Source organism: Hyphococcus sp. D3-15 (assembly GCF_055809375.1).
The window spans coordinates 3,779,490-3,795,269 of record NZ_CM147910.1; the positions used below are offsets into that span (position 1 = coordinate 3,779,490).

At 60.1% G+C, this 15,780-nt stretch carries 16 protein-coding genes; all 16 read right to left on the minus strand.

Annotated features, from left to right (window positions below; genetic code table 11):
* Nucleotides 1-3 precede the first annotated feature (3 nt).
* Nucleotides 4-1,464 carry a magnesium transporter gene (gene mgtE, locus AC0L8G_RS18175; RefSeq protein ID WP_473385565.1) on the minus strand — a complete coding sequence of 487 codons (1,461 nt, stop codon included), beginning with the start codon at nt 1,462-1,464 and terminating at the stop codon, nt 4-6.
* A gap of 103 nt (nt 1,465-1,567) precedes the next feature.
* Nucleotides 1,568-1,813 (minus strand): DUF1467 family protein, encoded by a 246-nt coding sequence (locus AC0L8G_RS18180; RefSeq protein ID WP_473385566.1) that lies wholly within the window; start codon nt 1,811-1,813, stop codon nt 1,568-1,570.
* Nucleotides 1,813-3,474 (minus strand): ribonuclease J, encoded by a 1,662-nt coding sequence (locus tag AC0L8G_RS18185; protein WP_473385567.1) that lies wholly within the window; start codon nt 3,472-3,474, stop codon nt 1,813-1,815. The genes AC0L8G_RS18180 and AC0L8G_RS18185 overlap by 1 nt, the downstream gene beginning before the upstream one ends.
* Entirely contained in the window at nt 3,474-4,244 is a 771-nt protein-coding gene (locus AC0L8G_RS18190; protein ID WP_473385568.1) for a type III pantothenate kinase, read from the minus strand. The genes AC0L8G_RS18185 and AC0L8G_RS18190 overlap by 1 nt, the downstream gene beginning before the upstream one ends.
* A 3-nt stretch (nt 4,245-4,247) precedes the next feature.
* Nucleotides 4,248-4,958, minus strand: a complete 711-nt coding sequence (locus AC0L8G_RS18195; protein ID WP_473385569.1) for a biotin--[acetyl-CoA-carboxylase] ligase — start codon at nt 4,956-4,958, stop codon at nt 4,248-4,250.
* A 71-nt stretch (nt 4,959-5,029) separates the two neighbouring features.
* The gene (gene nuoN / locus AC0L8G_RS18200) at nt 5,030-6,475 is read right to left on the minus strand and encodes an NADH-quinone oxidoreductase subunit NuoN (protein WP_473385570.1); all 1,446 of its coding nucleotides are present in this window, start codon (nt 6,473-6,475) and stop codon (nt 5,030-5,032) included.
* Entirely contained in the window at nt 6,475-8,070 is a 1,596-nt protein-coding gene (locus tag AC0L8G_RS18205) for an NADH-quinone oxidoreductase subunit M (RefSeq protein ID WP_473385571.1), read from the minus strand. Before AC0L8G_RS18205 ends, nuoN begins: the two co-directional genes overlap by 1 nt.
* Nucleotides 8,070-10,238, minus strand: a complete 2,169-nt coding sequence (gene nuoL / locus AC0L8G_RS18210; RefSeq protein ID WP_473385572.1) for an NADH-quinone oxidoreductase subunit L — start codon at nt 10,236-10,238, stop codon at nt 8,070-8,072. Before nuoL ends, AC0L8G_RS18205 begins: the two co-directional genes overlap by 1 nt.
* 15 nt (nt 10,239-10,253) lie before the next feature.
* Complete coding sequence (gene nuoK / locus AC0L8G_RS18215) at nt 10,254-10,562, minus strand: NADH-quinone oxidoreductase subunit NuoK (RefSeq protein WP_473385573.1); 309 nt, start codon at nt 10,560-10,562, stop codon at nt 10,254-10,256.
* A gap of 14 nt (nt 10,563-10,576) precedes the next feature.
* Nucleotides 10,577-11,215: an NADH-quinone oxidoreductase subunit J gene (locus tag AC0L8G_RS18220; RefSeq protein WP_473385574.1), complete on the minus strand. Its 639-nt coding sequence runs from the start codon at nt 11,213-11,215 to the stop codon at nt 10,577-10,579.
* Between the two features lie 324 nt (nt 11,216-11,539).
* Entirely contained in the window at nt 11,540-11,710 is a 171-nt protein-coding gene (locus tag AC0L8G_RS18225) for a hypothetical protein (protein ID WP_473385575.1), read from the minus strand.
* Between the two features lie 331 nt (nt 11,711-12,041).
* On the minus strand, nt 12,042-12,545 hold the full coding sequence (locus tag AC0L8G_RS18230; protein WP_473385576.1) for a serine O-acetyltransferase: 504 nt from the start codon (nt 12,543-12,545) through the stop codon (nt 12,042-12,044).
* Between the two features lie 48 nt (nt 12,546-12,593).
* Nucleotides 12,594-13,082: an NADH-quinone oxidoreductase subunit NuoI gene (nuoI, locus tag AC0L8G_RS18235; protein WP_473385577.1), complete on the minus strand. Its 489-nt coding sequence runs from the start codon at nt 13,080-13,082 to the stop codon at nt 12,594-12,596.
* Entirely contained in the window at nt 13,083-14,156 is a 1,074-nt protein-coding gene (gene nuoH, locus AC0L8G_RS18240; RefSeq protein ID WP_473385578.1) for an NADH-quinone oxidoreductase subunit NuoH, read from the minus strand.
* Nucleotides 14,157-14,255: 99 nt separating this feature from the next.
* On the minus strand, nt 14,256-14,948 hold the full coding sequence (locus AC0L8G_RS18245) for a head GIN domain-containing protein (RefSeq protein WP_473385579.1): 693 nt from the start codon (nt 14,946-14,948) through the stop codon (nt 14,256-14,258).
* Between the two features lie 167 nt (nt 14,949-15,115).
* A complete protein-coding gene (locus tag AC0L8G_RS18250; RefSeq protein ID WP_473385580.1) occupies nt 15,116-15,772 on the minus strand; it encodes a head GIN domain-containing protein in 657 nt (218 codons plus the stop codon).
* Nucleotides 15,773-15,780 lie beyond the last annotated feature (8 nt).

The following is a 15,780-nucleotide window of genomic DNA, read 5'->3' on the forward strand; positions in this document are numbered from 1 at the left end:
AACTTACGCCGCCGGCAGCAAGACCAGCGCCGCGAGACCAAGAAACACGAAAAATCCGACAATGTCGGTGACAGTGGTGACGAACACGGCGGAAGACACCGCCGGGTCGGCGCCCGCGCGCTGCAGGCCGATAGGCACAAGAATGCCCGCAAGGCCGGCCGCCAGCAGATTGATGATCATGGCGACGCCGACGACGATGCCGAGCCGCATCGCCGCATCCTCGCCGCCCCACCCGCTCAGGAAGAACCACACGCCGGCCAGCGCGCCCATAATCACGGCGAAGATCGCGCCATTGAGGAGCCCCACCAGGCCTTCGCGAAGCACGATCCGCGCGGCGTTGGATGCGGTCAGATCCTTGGTCGCCATGGAGCGCACGACAACCGTGAGCGTCTGCGTGCCCGCATTGCCGCCCATGGACGCAACGATCGGCATCAGCACGGCGAGCGCCACGATCTGGCCAATCGCCGCATCGAACAGGGAAATCACCAGCGACGCCATGATCGCCGTCGCCAGATTTATCGCCAGCCAGGAAAAGCGCGAACGAACGGTTTCAAACACCGTATCGGAAAGGCCGGTGTCAGCCTCGACGCCGCCCAGGGCGAGCATGTCTTCATGGGTTTCCTCGCGGACCATCTCGACCACGTCATCCACCGTGATCATGCCGATCAGCCGGTCGGCGTCGTCGATCACCGGCGAGGAAATGAGATTATACTGCTCGAAGAGATAGGCGACTTCTTCCTGGTCCATGGTGACCGGCACAGGGCGCATGTCCCGGCTGGTCATGATCGTCTCGATCACTGTATCGCGCGGCGACTTCAGCAGCGTCGACAGCGGCACCGACCCCACCGGCTTGAAGGCGGGATCGACGACGAACACTTCGTAGAAACGGTCAGGCAATTCTTCGGTGCCGCGCAAGCGGTCGATGATCTGGCCGACCGTCCAGAAAGCAGGCGCCGCGAAAAACTCGCGCTGCATGAGGCGGCCGGCGCTCTCCTCCTCAAAGTCCAGCGCCGCCCGCAGGGCCAGCCGATCTTCGATCGGGGCGTAAGACAAAATCTCCGCCTGCTTTTCCTCATCGAGATCTTCGAGAAGAAACGCGCCGTCATCGGTATCCAGCTCGGCGACAGCTTCGGCGACCTTTGACGGCCCCATCGCCTCGATAATGTCTTCGAGCAGATCCTCATCGAGTTCAGCCAGCACTTCGGACGGCAGCGCGCCGCCAAGCAGGGCGATCAGCGCGTCACGGTCTTCTTCATGCAGCAGACCGATCAGGTCGGCGAGGTCGGCCGGGTGCAATTCGCTGGTCAGTTCGGCGAAGGCGTCCGCATCCGCCGCCTCAATGGCGTCGGCGACCGCGCGCACGAATTCAGGCGTCAGCGTACGGTCTTCCGCAAACTGAGTGTCGGCCTCGGGCGCTTCATCGTCCGGGCGCGCTTCGTCCTCAATGGGCGCGGTGTCGCTCATAGCTGCCCCTCGCTGTTGCGGCTGGAGTCAGGTGGTTGGGATTGCCTTAGCATGTTGCTAGGCCAGCCCATTAGCGAACGCAAGAGCCTCGCAATAGGATCGTTTAATCGCGAAAATTAAAGACGCCGCTAAGGATAATCGCCGCCGTCACGATCCAGAAAACCGCAGCGATCTTGGTCGCCAGCCAGGCCTTTTTCTTTAGCTGCGGATCGGTCGGCGCGCCGGGGTCGGCGCCTTCGACGCCGTCATCGGGCGCTTCCCAGCGGCTTTTAATATTGCGCGGCAGGATGGCGAGAAAGCACAGCCACCACCAAAGAATATAGATAACAATTGCGCCGGCCCAGTTCATCAGCCCGTCCTGTGAATATGCGTGACGATGACCGGACGCTTGCCCCAGACATCGTCATAATAGATGCGCGCCGCGCGCTTCACCGCCAGCATCACCGCCTCGTCATCCTGGCGTTTGGATTTGGGAAGGCCGGTGACGGCGTCTTCAATATCATCGGCGAGCCCGGCAAGCGTTTCAGACTCTTCATCGTCATTGACGACGCCGAAACCAGTAACAGAAACATCGTCGGCAAGCTCGCTGCGGCCGTCAAACACCACCGAAACCGCCAGCATGCCCGCATAGGAAAGCTTGCGCCGTTCGCGCATCGGCGCGGCGCCATCGGGCAACAGAACGTCGCCATCGAGATACATTCGCCCTGCCGGGACTTCCTCGATCCGCTCCGGCCCGTCCGGCGCGATGCGGATGAGATCGCCATTGCGCGGCGCAAAGGATTCCTTCGCCCCGAGCTCAAGCGCGAATTCGGCGTGTTCTTCGAGATGGCGCGCCTCGCCATGCACCGGAATTGAAATCTCCGGTCGCGCCCATTCATACATGGCGCGCAATTCCTCCCGGCAGGGATGGCCGGAGACATGCACAAACTCGTCTTTCTCGGTGATGATCTTCACGCCGAGTTCGACCAGGTCGTTTTGAAGATTGTAAATCTCCCGATCATTGCCGGGGATGATTTTCGACGAGAAGATCACCGTGTCGCCATCGGAAAGAACAAGGTCGCGATGGTCGTTGCGGGCGATGCGCGACAGCGCCGCGCGCGGTTCGCCCTGACTGCCCGTGCACAGATACAGCACATGCTGGCGCGGCAGGTGCCCGGCGTCTTTCGGCTCGACGAAATTCAACCCTTCGGGAAGGATGCCGGTGTCGCGCGCCGCCTCGACAATCCGCAGCATCGAGCGGCCAAGCAGGCAGACGCTGCGATCGGCCGCCATCGCCGCTTCGCAGATCGACACCACGCGCGAGACATTCGACGCGAAGGTCGTCACTGCAACGCGGCCTTCCTGTTTCGCAATCAGCTTGGTCAGCGAGCGGCGCACGTCGGATTCCGATCCGGATTCGCCGGAAGACAGCACATTGGTTGAATCGCAGACCATGGCGAGAAGCCCGTCATCGCCGATTTTTTTGATCGTATTGCTGTCGGTGAACGGACCGAGCGAAGGCGATTTGTCAATTTTCCAGTCGCCCGTGTGAAACACCGTGCCGAGATCGGTGCGCAGAATGATGCCGCTCGGCTCCGGAATGGAATGGGTGAGCGTGACATATTCAACATCAAACGGCCCCAGCTTGAAGCGGGCGTTCATTTCGATGATGTTGAGCTCGACCTTGTCGCCGCCATATTCTTCTAGCTTGCGTTCGACCAGCGCCGCCGTGAAGGGTGTCGCATAAATCGGACAACCGAGTTTCGGCGCCAGCAGCGCCACAGCGCCGATATGGTCCTCATGGCCATGGGTCAGCAAAAGCCCGTGCAGCGCTTCTTTTTCTTCAAGAATATAGGAGGGGTCCGGACAAATCAGGTCGATGCCGGGCGTCGTTAAATCGCCAAACATGACGCCGCAATCAATCATGATCCATTGCCGGTTAGCCGCCGACCCGAACCCGTAAAGGTTCATGTTCATGCCGATCTCGCCGGACCCGCCGAGCGGCAAAAAGACAAGTTCCTTGCGGGACATTATTTGGCCTTCAGTCTTTTGCTGATCTCGTAGAGCCCGCGAATGGTGAGGTCATGATCAAAAATATCGATGGCGTCGGTCTGGCCTTCAAAGAGCGAGGCGATGCCGCCCGTCGCCACGACTTTCATGGGCGCGCCATATTCGGTTTTGATGCGCGCCAGCAGTCCTTCGATCAGGGAAATGTAACCCCAGAACACGCCGGTCTGCATGGCGCCGACCGTGTCGGTGCCGATGATTTTTTCGGGCTTTTCAATGGCGATGCGCGGCAGGCGCGCCGCCGCCTCATGCAGCGCCTGCATGGACAGGTTGATGCCCGGCGCGATGACGCCGCCTTCAAACCCGCCATCGGCGCCGACAATGTCGAAATTGGTGGCGGTGCCGGAATCGACCACGACCAGCGGGCCGCCATGAGCGGTGAAGGCGCCGACCGCATTGACCAGCCTGTCGGCCCCCGCCTCTGACGGCTTGGTGATCCTCACCGCAACGCCGGGAATATTGTCATGGCCGATGACGAAAGGCTCGCAATTGAAATAGCGCCGGGAAAGGTTGCGCAAGTGAAACAGCGATTGCGGCACCACGGTCGAAATAATGCATTCGGTTATGTCGTCGAGCTTGTAGCCGACAAAATTCATCAGCTGCGCCAGCCACACGGCGTATTCGTCCGCCGTGCGCGTGGTCGATGTCGAGGCGCGCCACTGCGCCGCCGGCTGTTCACCGTCGTAAAGGGCGATCACCGAATTCGTGTTGCCGACATCGATTGCAAGCAGCATGGGTCAGTCCTTGGGCCTGCGGGCGAAAAACACATCGCCCGCCGCGATTGTCCGCTTTCCCGCGGGTGAGCGCAATATGAGCGCACCGGTTTCATCCATCCCCTCAAACACGCCATCGAGCTCTTCGTTTGGCAAACGAACGGTTATTTCGCTGCCGAGACCAATCGCGCGCGCAAGCCAGGCGTCGCGGATCGGCGCGAAACCGTCGGCCCGCCATAATCGGAAATAGGTCCAGAAATGATGATCGAGCCGTTCAGCGAGCGCATTCGGCGCCGGGCTTGTCTCTGCATGATCAAGCAGGCGCGCAACGGCGTAAGGCATGCCTTCGGGCGCGGTGACGATGTTGACGCCGACGCCGATGGAGAGATGACCGCCGAGATTTTCAAGCAGGATGCCCGCGCATTTGCCGCCGGCGACCAGCACATCATTTGGCCATTTAAGGGCGATCTTGTCTTCCGCCATCAACTCATCAAGCGTCGAGGCCAAGGCAAGCGCAATGATAAAGGAGATCTGCCCCCATTTTTCCGGCGGCGCGTCGGGTCTGAACAAGAGCGTTGCGGAAAAATCTCCCGTGCGCTGCTCCCAACTGCGGCCGCGCCGTCCGTAACCGGCGGTTTGCGTCAGCGCCAGAAACCAGACCGGCGCCCGTCCGCCCGCATCAGCGCGGCGTTTTGCTTCCGCGCTGGTCGAGATCAAGCGTGTCGAAGATTTCAAGCGTCGTTCCAGAGGACAGTCTGCGCATTTACGTCCTCTCCTTCATCCTGAGGAGCCAAAATTCCTTCGCCCTAGAAAAGCGACGCCGCAGCGGACTGGGCGAGATTGCTCAACGTTCCCATTCCGACCGTCAGCACCGGGAACATCAAGATCGCCGAGCCCCACGCCGCAACGGAAAGCGTCGGTCCCTTGTCGCGCTCAAAAGCCGGAGCCGGCTCGTCAAACCACATGAACCAGACGATGCGCAGATAGTAAAACGCCGACACAGCGCTCAGCACGGCGCCAGCGACCGCAAGCCAGATCAGGCCTTCATCCACGGCTGCGAAGAAGACATACCATTTGCCGAAGAACCCGGCCGTCGGCGGCACGCCCGCAAGCGAGAACAGCAACACGGTGAGGATCAGCGCCATCGGCATGTTGGTGCGCGACAAGCCGGCGAGATCGGAAATGTTTTCCGTCATGCCGCCGCGCCGGCGCATCATCAAAATGACCGCAAACGCGCCAATCGTCATGACAATGTAAATCGCCATATAGATCAGCACCGAAGAAACGCCAGCGGACGAGCCCGAGGCGAGCCCGATCAGCGCATAGCCCATATGGCCAATCGAAGAATACGCCATCAGGCGTTTGATATTGGTCTGCGCGATCGCGGAATAGGCGCCGATCACCATGGAGGCGACGGCGATCAAGGCGATCACCGGCTGCCAGTCTTCCACCGCGCCGGGGAAGGACGTCATCAAGACGCGCGTGAACAACGCCATGGCGGCGAGCTTTGGCGCCGCTGCGAAAAACGCGGTCACCGGCGTCGGCGAGCCCTCATACACATCCGGCGTCCACATATGGAAAGGCGCGGCGGACACTTTGAACGCCAGGCCGGAAATCATGAAGACGAGGCCGATGATCAGGCCGACATTGTGCCCGCTCGCGGCGCTTGCCTTCGCGATTTCGGAAAATTCCGTCGAGCCGGTGAAGCCATAGACCAGCGACGAGCCGTAAAGCAGCAGACATGAAGACAACGCGCCAAGGACGAAATATTTCAGCCCCGCCTCGGTCGATCGGCGGCTGTCGCGATTGAAGGCAGCCAGCACATAAAGCGCGAGGCTTTGCGTTTCCACGCCCATATAGAGCGAGATCAGATCCGTTGCGGACACCATCAGCGACATGCCGAGCGCGGCGAGCAGGATCAGCACCGGATATTCAAACCGGCCGAGCTTTTCGCCGGCGAGATAACGGTCCGACATCAAAATCGCGAAGGCGGCGGCGGCGAACATCAACACCTTGCAGAAATCGGAAAAGGCGTCGATGCGAAACGCGCCATTAAACAAAGAGGCGGTCGCGTCGGCGCCCGGTGAGAAAATCACCAAAAGGATGGCGATGACCAGCAGGCCGACAGAGGCGAGCGAAATCTGCCGCGCGGCCTTGTCGCCGAGAAACACGCCGGTGATCAGCAACGCCATGGCGCCAATGGCGAGCGCCAGTTCCGGCCCGGCGTAAGAAAGGGTTTCAAACAGCGTCATCAGTGTGCTCCGCCCTCAATGGCTGCAGCTTGGCTGAGCGCCGCATCGTAATTTTCAATCAACAGATCAACCGCCGGGCTAAAGACATTCAGCGCCGGACCGGGATTGAACCCGAGGTAAAGCGCAAAGGCCATCAGCACGCCGAGCGAGGCCAGTTCGCGCATATTCACATCAGCGATGGTGCTCAGCGGCTCTTTTTCGAGCTTGCCATACATCACGGCGCGATAGAGCCGCAGCGCATAGGCCGCCGACAGGATGACACCGAAAGCCGCGAAGAACGCGATCCAGCTATTGAGCTTGAAGGCGCCGGTCATGGTCAGGATTTCACCGACAAACCCGCTGGTGCCCGGCAGGCCCACATTGCCCATGGTGAAGAAGAGGAACAGGAACGCGTAAAGCGGCATGCTATGAACAAGACCGCCATAAGCCGCGATTTCACGCGTATGCATGCGGTCATAGACAACGCCGACGCAAAGGAAGAGCGCTCCGGAGATGAAGCCGTGGCTGAGCATCTGGAACAGCGCACCCTCAATCCCCTGCTCCGTGCCGGTGAAAATACCCATGGTTACAAAGCCCATATGCGCGACGGAAGAATAAGCAATCAGCTTTTTCATATCTTCCTGCGCCAGCGCCACCAGCGAGGTGTAGATGATGGCGATGACCGACAGCGCAAAAACGAAGGGCGCGAAATCAACGCTGGCCAATGGGAACATCGGCAGCGAGAAACGCAGGAAGCCGTAGCCGCCCATCTTCAGCAGGATCGCCGCCAGCACGACCGACCCCGCCGTCGGCGCCTGAACGTGCGCGTCGGGAAGCCAGGTGTGCACCGGCCACATCGGCATCTTCACCGCAAAGGATGCGAAGAAGGCGAGCCACAACCATTTCTGCGCCCCGGCAGAGAAGTCGTATCCCTGCAATGTCGGAATGTCGGTGGTGCCGGCTTGCGCATACATCCACGCCATCGCGACGAGGAGCAGCAGCGAGCCGAGCAGCGTGTAGAGGAAGAATTTCAGCGACGCGTAAATCCGGCTCGGCATGGTGACGCCGGCGAAGTCCTTGGTTCCCTTCGAGCCCCAGACGCCGATGATCAGGAACATCGGAATGAGACTGCCTTCAAAGAAGAAGTAGAACAGGAAAAGATCGAGCGAACAGAAGACGCCGATCATCAGCGTCTCAAGCACCAGGAAGGCGATCATGAAATCGGCGACGCGCGATTTGACCGAGTCCCAGGAAGCGAGCACGCAGATCGGCATGAAGAATGTCGTCAGCAACACGAACAGGATCGAAATCCCGTCAACGCCAAGCTTGTAGCTGATGCCGCCGCCGAGCCAGTCCGCCCGTTCCACCAGCTGATAGCCGGCGATCGACGGATCATAGAGCGCATAGACGCCAATGGAGAGCAGGAAGGTCGCTGTGGTGAACACCAGCGCGATGAAGCGCGCATTGCGCTCCACATTGACGAGGTCTTCACCGGCGATGACGCCGTCATCGTTCTTCCGCGCCATCATGCGCGCAGCGATGATGAACAGCGCGCCAACCAGTGGGGCGAAGGTGATGAAGGTCAGCCAGGGTTGATCGGCGAAACTTTCGGTCATTACTGGCCGCCCCCTGCCCGGATGAGAATAAAGGTTACAAGCAACGCAATGCCGACCAGCATGGCGAAGGCGTAGTGATAAACATAACCGCTCTGCATTTTTACGATGCGGCGCGCGCTTGCAGCGACGACCGTGGCGATGCCGTCCGGACCGATGCCGTCAATCGTCTTGCCGTCGCCGTCCTTCCAGAGGAAGCGGCCAATCGCCAGCGCCGGCTTGACCAGCAGGAAGTCGTAAATCTCGTCGAAATACCACTTGTTCTTGAGGAAGGCGTAGATCATGCCGCCCGGACGCAACATGCCCGGCTTGAGCGGATCGCCGCGAAGATAGTGCCACGCCGCAGCAAAGCTGCCGGTAAACATCGCGACAAACGGCGCCCACAACACCCAAAGCGGAATGTCGTGATGGCCGCCGCCATGGTCTTCCGCCGCCGCCTCGCCGTGATCATCTGCGGCGGCGCCATGCGCGCTTTCTACGCCATGATCTTCCGCCGGCGCCCCATGCTCGTCATGCAGGGCGGCAACTTCTTCGGCGTTGAGATGATCCGCGGCGCTTGCCGGCGCATCGTGGCTCGCCTCGGCCGAGTAAAGCGCGCCGTTCCAGAAACGGTCAGAATCGTCGCCGACAAAATTACCGTAAAACGCCATGCCCGCGGCAAGCGCGCCAATGGCCAGCGGCACCAGCGGCATCATCATCGCGTCAGGCACTGAATGAGGATGCTTGCGCACATGCTCCGGCGCGCGCGACGGACCCCAGAAGGTGAGGAAGATCAGGCGCCAGGAATAGAAGGCCGTCATCACCGCAGCGAGAAGCCCAAGCGTGAAGGCGAAATAGCCGAACGCCGCGCCCGCTTCACCCGCGAAGAAGGCGCTCTCCAAAATCATGTCCTTGGAAACGAAACCAGCGGTGCCGAGCGGCGCGCCAAACAGGAACGCGCCCGGAATGCCGACCCCGGTAATCGCAATCGTGCCGACAACCATCAGAATATGGGTGAAGGGCATCAGCGATTTGACGCCGCCCATCTTCTTGATGTCCTGCTCGTGATGCATGCCGATAATGACGGCGCCGGAACCAAGGAACAGCAACGCTTTGAAGAAGGCGTGCGTGAACAGGTGGAACATCGCCGCGTCATAGGCGCCGACGCCGGCGGCGAAGAACATGTATCCAAGCTGCGAGCAGGTCGAATAAGCGACGATCTTCTTGATGTCGTCCTGCAGCAGGCCGACGGTCGCGGCGAAAAACGCCGTCACTGCGCCGACCAGCGTCACCATCGCGGCGGCGCTTGGGGCGTATTCGAAAAACACCGAACACCGGCAAACGAGGAACACGCCGGCGGTGACCATGGTCGCGGCGTGGATCAGCGCGGAGACCGGCGTCGGGCCTTCCATCGCGTCGGGCAGCCAGGTGTGCAGCATGAACTGCGCCGACTTGCCCATGGCGCCGATAAACAGCAGCACGGAAATCACGGTCAGCGCATGGAAGTCCCAGCTCAGGAAATGGATGGTCAGTTCCTGGACATGCGCGCCGCTCGCGGCGTTCCACGGCGTCACGACCGCATTGGTCGCCACCATCTGGAAGACTTCGTCGAACTGGATCGACCCGAAGACATAGAACACGCACATAATGCCGAGCGCGAAACCGAAATCGCCAACCCGGTTGACGACGAAGGCTTTGATCGCCGCGTCATTGGCGGATTTCTTTTTGAACCAGAAACCGATGAGCAGATAGGAGGCGAGACCAACGCCCTCCCAGCCGAAGAACAGCTGCAGGAAGTTGTCAGCGGTCACCAGCGTCAGCATCGCAAAGGTGAAGAGCGAGAGATAGGCGAAGAAACGCGACTGCTCGCCATAGTCCTTCATGTAGCCCATGGAATAGGTGTGCACGAGGAACGAAACCGAGTTGACGACGACCAGCATCACCGCCGACAGCGTGTCGAGGCGCACCGCCCATTTCGCATCAAAGCTTCCGGAAACAATCCAGCTGAACAGCTCGATGGTGCGGGCGTTGCCGCCAAGCGCCACATCGAAAAACAAAATCCAGGAAATGATCGCCGCGACCAGCAGCAATCCGGTGGTTACAAGCTCCGCCGCGCGATGCCCGAGCGCGCGCCCGACGGGCATCGCCAGCATGGCGCCAAAGAGCGGCAATAAGACGACAAAGGCTTCCATTAACGCTGCGCGCCCCTAGTTTTTCATCAGGCTGGCGTCATCGACTGCGATGTCGCCGCGATTGCGGAAGAAAGCCACCAGAATAGCGAGCCCGACAGCCGCTTCGGCCGCCGCCACGGTCAGCACCATGAACGCAAACACCTGGCCCACCAGATCGCCCAGAAACTGCGAAAAGGCGACGAAATTGATATTCACCGCGAGCAGCATCAACTCGATCGACATCAAGATGACGATGATGTTTTTCCGGTTCAGGAAAATGCCCGCCATGCCGATGGCGAACAGGATCGCCGCAACGGAAAGATAATGACCTAGCCCGATATCCATGCCTAAAGCGCCCCTTACGAAAGTCCCTGGCCGGGCTTGATGTCCACAAGCTCGAAGCCTTCTTCGCGTTTACGGCCAGTCTGCTTGGCGACGTCTTGCGTCTTGATGCCTTCGCGCGAGCGGAAGGTGAGGATGATCGCGCCAATCATCGCAACCAGCAGAACCATGCCGGCGATCTGAAAATAATGGACATAGTCCGTATAAAGGATGAGCCCCAGCGCCTCGATATTGGTCGGCCCATTCGGATCGGTCACAGTCTGCGCCGCTGTCGGTGACGGATGCGCCCGGGCGAGTTCGGAATCGGACGGGAACACCCACACCGCCACCACCATGATCAGCTCGATCACGACAATCGCCGCCAGCGCGCCGCCGATCGGCAGATATTGCAGGAACCCCTGCTTCATCTCGACGAAATCGACATCGAGCATCATCACCACGAACAGGAACAGCACCGCGACCGCGCCCACATAAACAACCACCAGCACCATGGCGAGATATTCCGCGCCCATCAGCACGAACAGGCCGGCGGCGGCGATAAACGCCGAAATCAGGAACAGGACCGAATGAACCGGATTCTTCGACGCAACAACCATCAGCCCGGAAGCGATGGCGGCGAAGGCGAACAGGTAAAATGCAAATGCAGCTATCGACATAAAATTCGGCGCGCAGGGCTTTCTTGGACGACGGCGTTTTCTCGGAAGAAACAGCTCTTTAGAAATCACGCCGGACGGCGCTAACGGGACTGGCGCACCCTTCGCTTACACCCCACAAAAATCGGGCGACTCAAGCGGCAGGCGCTACTCGCCGCGCTTTTAGAGGCATTGGATCGACTTTGCAAAGGGATAGCCCGGCAAAATCCGTTAGAAAACGGGTGTTTTGCCCGCACCTTGCGGCATGCGCGACGGACTGACGCTGGCGCGGGGAAACGCCGTCCCCCTTCCCTGCAGCCAAAGGTCGTCAGAACGCCACAGAAACGCCTATTCGCCATTTCCAAGAGCGGCCAGATAGGCGGCCAGATCGTCGACCCGGTCCGGCGCGACGATCAGATCCGGCATGGTGCGATGTGGTGAGAGCAAAAGCGCGCCCAGGGCCTGGCGCGACATGTCGGGGCGGTCGGCGAGCGATTGAAAAGCCGGCGCTGACGCCATGGGCGATTTCATTTCCCCCAATTCGACCGCATGACAGGAGGCGCAAGCCTCGCGCGCATAAGAAAGGCCCACGGCCGACGCGCTAAAGTCCCCATGCGTCGCCATCCCCGAAGCCGCCCCCTCCGACCCGGCGTCGCTGGCGCAGGCTCCAAGCATCCCAGCGGCAAGGCCGAACACGGCCAATGGCCCCAAAATGGCGGCCCGGCCTGAATGGCCGTTTTTCCCTGAATGGCAGGACGTGTTTGGCATTGTCCGGCTCCCCGCTTTGCAGGAGCGAGTAAAACACAACCAGGGCTGCGCGCCAATCAGCCGCCGGATTAAGCCCCGAAAATCAGGATTTTACGATTTCCGCCGGCACCCCGACCGCGAGCACGCCGTCGGGCAAGTCTTTCACCACCACCGCATTCGCGCCTATCCGCGTATGATCGCCAACCGTAATGGCGCCCAGCACCCGCGCGCCGGCGCCGATATCCACATGCCCGCCAAGCTTCGGCGCGCCGGGACGGTGCGTCACCCCAAGCGTCACCTGCTGCATCAACAGGCAATTGGGGCCGATGACCGCGTCCGGATGTATGACCACGCCTGTCGGATGCGGGATCATCAAGCCGCCTTCAATAAAGGCGCATTTCAAGGGAATATCTGCGGCGGTCGCGACCGACCAGAACCCGTGGCGCAAAGCGATGAGCCCTTTGCGAATCTTTGACAGCAGGTCTTTTTGCGCGGCGATCCGCTGATAGTCGCGGACCGATTTCAAAAGCTTGCGGCTCGGATCCCAAAACCCGCGAGGGCGTTCGCGGGACCAGTCCGGCGTTGTCGCGGAAACGTTGTCGGTCACCGCAAGAACTCCATCCGGGAAAAGAAATGGCGCAACAGGGCGCCGGAATTAACGGTAAGGCGCGTCAAGTTCGAGATTGCGCGCGATCTCGCGCTCCCAGCGATCGCCATTCGCAAGCAGGCGATCCTTGTCATAGAACAACTCTTCGCGGGTTTCAGTGGCGAATTCGAAATTCGGCCCTTCGACAATTGCATCCACCGGACAGGCTTCCTGACAGAAACCGCAATAGATGCATTTGGTCATGTCGATATCGTAGCGCGTCGTGCGGCGCGAACCATCGTCACGCGGCTCGGCCTCGATGGTGATCGCCTGCGCCGGGCAAATCGCTTCGCAGAGTTTGCAGGCGATGCAGCGCTCTTCGCCATTCGCATAGCGGCGCAGCGCATGTTCGCCGCGAAAACGCGGAGACAGCGGGCCTTTTTCAAACGGGTAGTTCAAGGTCGGCTTGGGCTGCACGTAATATTTCATCGCCAGACCGAACGCCTTGACGAAATCCCAGAGCATGAAGCCTTTCAGCGCCTGTGCGATGCGGGCCATTTAGTTTCTCCAGCTCTGCAGGTAATCGACCGCATCGGGGAACATGATCAGGATGCCCGACACCAGCAATACCCAGCCCAGCGACAGCGGCAGAAAGATTTTCCAGCCAATGCGCATCAACTGATCATAGCGGTAGCGCGGCACAATCGCCTTCACCATTGCGAACATGAAAAAGAAGAACAGCACTTTCAGGCAGAACCAGAAGACCGGCACGGTCTCAAGCGGCGCCCAGGGAATCGGCGAATGCCAGCCGCCAAAGAACAGCAAGGTCAACATCGCGCACATCAGCACGATATTGGCGAGCTCGCCGATCATGAACATCAAGAACAGGGTCGAGGAATATTCCACCTGATAGCCGGCGACGAGTTCTGACTCCGCTTCCGGCAGGTCAAAGGGCGGACGGTTGGTTTCCGCCAGCGCCGAGATGAAAAACACCACGAACATCGGGAACAACGGAATGAAGTTCCAGTTCCAGAAGCCGCCGCCCGCGCGGGCCTGGCTTTCAACGATGTCGGAAAGGTTGAGCGATCCAACCAGCAGCAGGACGGTGATGATCACGAAGCCGATGGAGACCTCGTAAGAGACCATCTGCGCCGCCGAGCGCAGGGAGCCCAGAAAGGCGTATTTCGAGTTCGACGCCCAGCCGCCCATGATGACGCCGTAAACGCCGAGGGAGGAAATCGCGAAGAGATAGAGGATGCCCACATTGATGTCGGCGCCCACCATGCCGGGGCCGACGGGAATCACCGCCCAGCCGACAAGCGCGAGCACAAAGGTGATGATCGGCGCCAAAACGAAGACGACCTTGTTGACCCCCGCGGGGATGACCATTTCCTTGAAAACGAATTTGAGCAGGTCGGCGAAGGATTGCAGCAATCCGAACGGGCCGACCACATTGGGGCCCTTGCGCATCTGCACGGCGGCCCAGACCTTGCGGTCGAAATACATGAGGAACGCCTGCGCCACGAGCAGGCTCACCACCAGCGCGAGCGCTTGGATGACTGTAGGGATAAGCCATGCGAGCCAGCCTGCATCGGCCGGTCGCGAGGTGATATAGGTCCAGATCGCTTCCATGGGCCCGCGTCATAACGGGGATCGCGCCGCTAGTCACGAGGGAAAAAGGGGCCAATCGGTCGCAATTGGCCCGGTTTTTCGCCAGGAGGCCTCTGCGGCCTATTTTACCGAGATCGAGGAGATGAAGCTGGTGTTTTTCTCCACCCGCGACGGCGAGCCGTAAATGTCGATCGAACCGATCCCGCCGACCGAGGCGTCGGCGGTTTCGCTGGCATAGACCGAGGCTTGCCCGACGCCGGAAACATCGACTTCCACGTCGCGGCATTGAAGCCCTTCGGCGTCGAGTTCGCCAACGCCGGACACCCGGGCGTCGAGGCGGCCGCAGCTTCCCTCCAGGGTGAGATCGCCCACCCCGGCCAGATTGACCTCAAATGCTTCGGAGTCGATCCCGCTCACCTCGCCATCGGCGACGCCGGCAAGGTCAAATCCGTTTAGCGCCGGCAATGAAATAACCGCGCTCATGCCCTGATTGCGCCAGGGGCGCTTGCCGAAACTGATCTCGTCCTGATCAAGCTTTAAAACGCCGTCCTCAACTACGGCGTCGAGGCGCGCCATCGCATCCTCCGCGCCGGTGACGACGACTGAGAATTCGCCGCCCACGGTCACATCCACTTCAAAGACGCCGCCAATATCGATCCGGTCAAACCCGGCCAGTTCCAGCGTTTGCGTCACGTCCCTGGACTTGTCGCGCTCGCCCACATTGGAGAGATCGCCAAAAGCGTATTTCGCCGCGCCAAAAGCGATGCCAATCGCCAAGACCAGTCCGATGATAATGCCAAGAAAAATTCTCATGTCTCGCCTCCCATATTCCCGTCACAGACTATAGCACCCGGATGACAGTCTTAGAACGCCGCCAGACGCGCAGGCCCCTCGCCCCGTCGAATTTCGTTTCGCCCCGCCAAAAAGCAAAACGCCGCGCAACTCTCTGCGCGGCGTTTGTTCCGTTCGATGCGGCTGGTTCAATGGACCGTGATGTCAGCGAACATGCCTTTGTTCTTGCGAACGTCTTTGGGCGAACCATATATGTCAATGTCGCCCATGCCGGAGACTTGGGCGTTCACAGAATCCCTCGCGAATACGCGCGCATCGCCGACGCCGGAAACTTTCACGTCAACAGCAGCGCATTCGAGCTTCTTTGCGTCAAGATCGCCAACGCCGGACAGGTTCGCTTTCAGCGTTGCGCATTCGCCATCAATCGAGATGTCGCCAACGCCGGAAATATCGAGTTCGAATTCCTTGGAATCGACGCCGGTGATCGTACCGTCAATGACGCCGGAAACGCTTAACGCGCTCAAGCTCGGCATGGTGATCACCGCATCAATGCCCTGACGGTTGTTGTGTTTCTTCTCGCCATTTTTCCGCTTGCGCTGATCGAGCACGAGCGCCCCATCCTTCACGGATACTTCAAGGCGATCCATCTCATAGTCGGGACCGGAAAGGCGGATGGAATAATCTTCGCCAACCTGCACATCGATCTCGTAGACGCCCGCAACCGAAATCCGGTCAAATCCGGCAAGGCCGAATTCCTGCGTCACCAGTTCCCTTTCGCCTGCAAGCGAAACGCTCGCGACTGCCAACGCCATTGCGCCAGCGGCGATTGCCGGAAATTTCTTCATCACACGCC

What these genes read in the sequence shown, in the direction of transcription:
- AC0L8G_RS18205 (WP_473385571.1), bottom strand. Translation starts at nt 8,070, where the DNA reads ATGACCGAAAGTTTCGCCGATCAACCCTGGCTGACCTTCATCACCTTC.
- nuoL (WP_473385572.1), bottom strand. Translation starts at nt 10,238, where the DNA reads ATGGAAGCCTTTGTCGTCTTATTGCCGCTCTTTGGCGCCATGCTGGCG.
- nuoN (WP_473385570.1), bottom strand. Translation starts at nt 6,475, where the DNA reads ATGACGCTGTTTGAAACCCTTTCTTACGCCGGGCCGGAACTGGCGCTC.
- AC0L8G_RS18180 (WP_473385566.1), bottom strand. Translation starts at nt 1,813, where the DNA reads ATGAACTGGGCCGGCGCAATTGTTATCTATATTCTTTGGTGGTGGCTG.
- AC0L8G_RS18250 (WP_473385580.1), bottom strand. Translation starts at nt 15,772, where the DNA reads ATGAAGAAATTTCCGGCAATCGCCGCTGGCGCAATGGCGTTGGCAGTC.
- AC0L8G_RS18190 (WP_473385568.1), bottom strand. Translation starts at nt 4,244, where the DNA reads ATGCTGCTTGCAATCGATGTCGGCAACACGAATTCGGTGATCGCCCTT.
- nuoI (WP_473385577.1), bottom strand. Translation starts at nt 13,082, where the DNA reads ATGGCCCGCATCGCACAGGCGCTGAAAGGCTTCATGCTCTGGGATTTC.
- nuoK (WP_473385573.1), bottom strand. Translation starts at nt 10,562, where the DNA reads ATGGATATCGGGCTAGGTCATTATCTTTCCGTTGCGGCGATCCTGTTC.
- AC0L8G_RS18245 (WP_473385579.1), bottom strand. Translation starts at nt 14,948, where the DNA reads ATGAGAATTTTTCTTGGCATTATCATCGGACTGGTCTTGGCGATTGGC.
- nuoH (WP_473385578.1), bottom strand. Translation starts at nt 14,156, where the DNA reads ATGGAAGCGATCTGGACCTATATCACCTCGCGACCGGCCGATGCAGGC.
- mgtE (WP_473385565.1), bottom strand. Translation starts at nt 1,464, where the DNA reads ATGAGCGACACCGCGCCCATTGAGGACGAAGCGCGCCCGGACGATGAA.
- AC0L8G_RS18225 (WP_473385575.1), bottom strand. Translation starts at nt 11,710, where the DNA reads ATGGCGTCAGCGCCGGCTTTTCAATCGCTCGCCGACCGCCCCGACATG.
- AC0L8G_RS18185 (WP_473385567.1), bottom strand. Translation starts at nt 3,474, where the DNA reads ATGTCCCGCAAGGAACTTGTCTTTTTGCCGCTCGGCGGGTCCGGCGAG.
- AC0L8G_RS18220 (WP_473385574.1), bottom strand. Translation starts at nt 11,215, where the DNA reads ATGTCGATAGCTGCATTTGCATTTTACCTGTTCGCCTTCGCCGCCATC.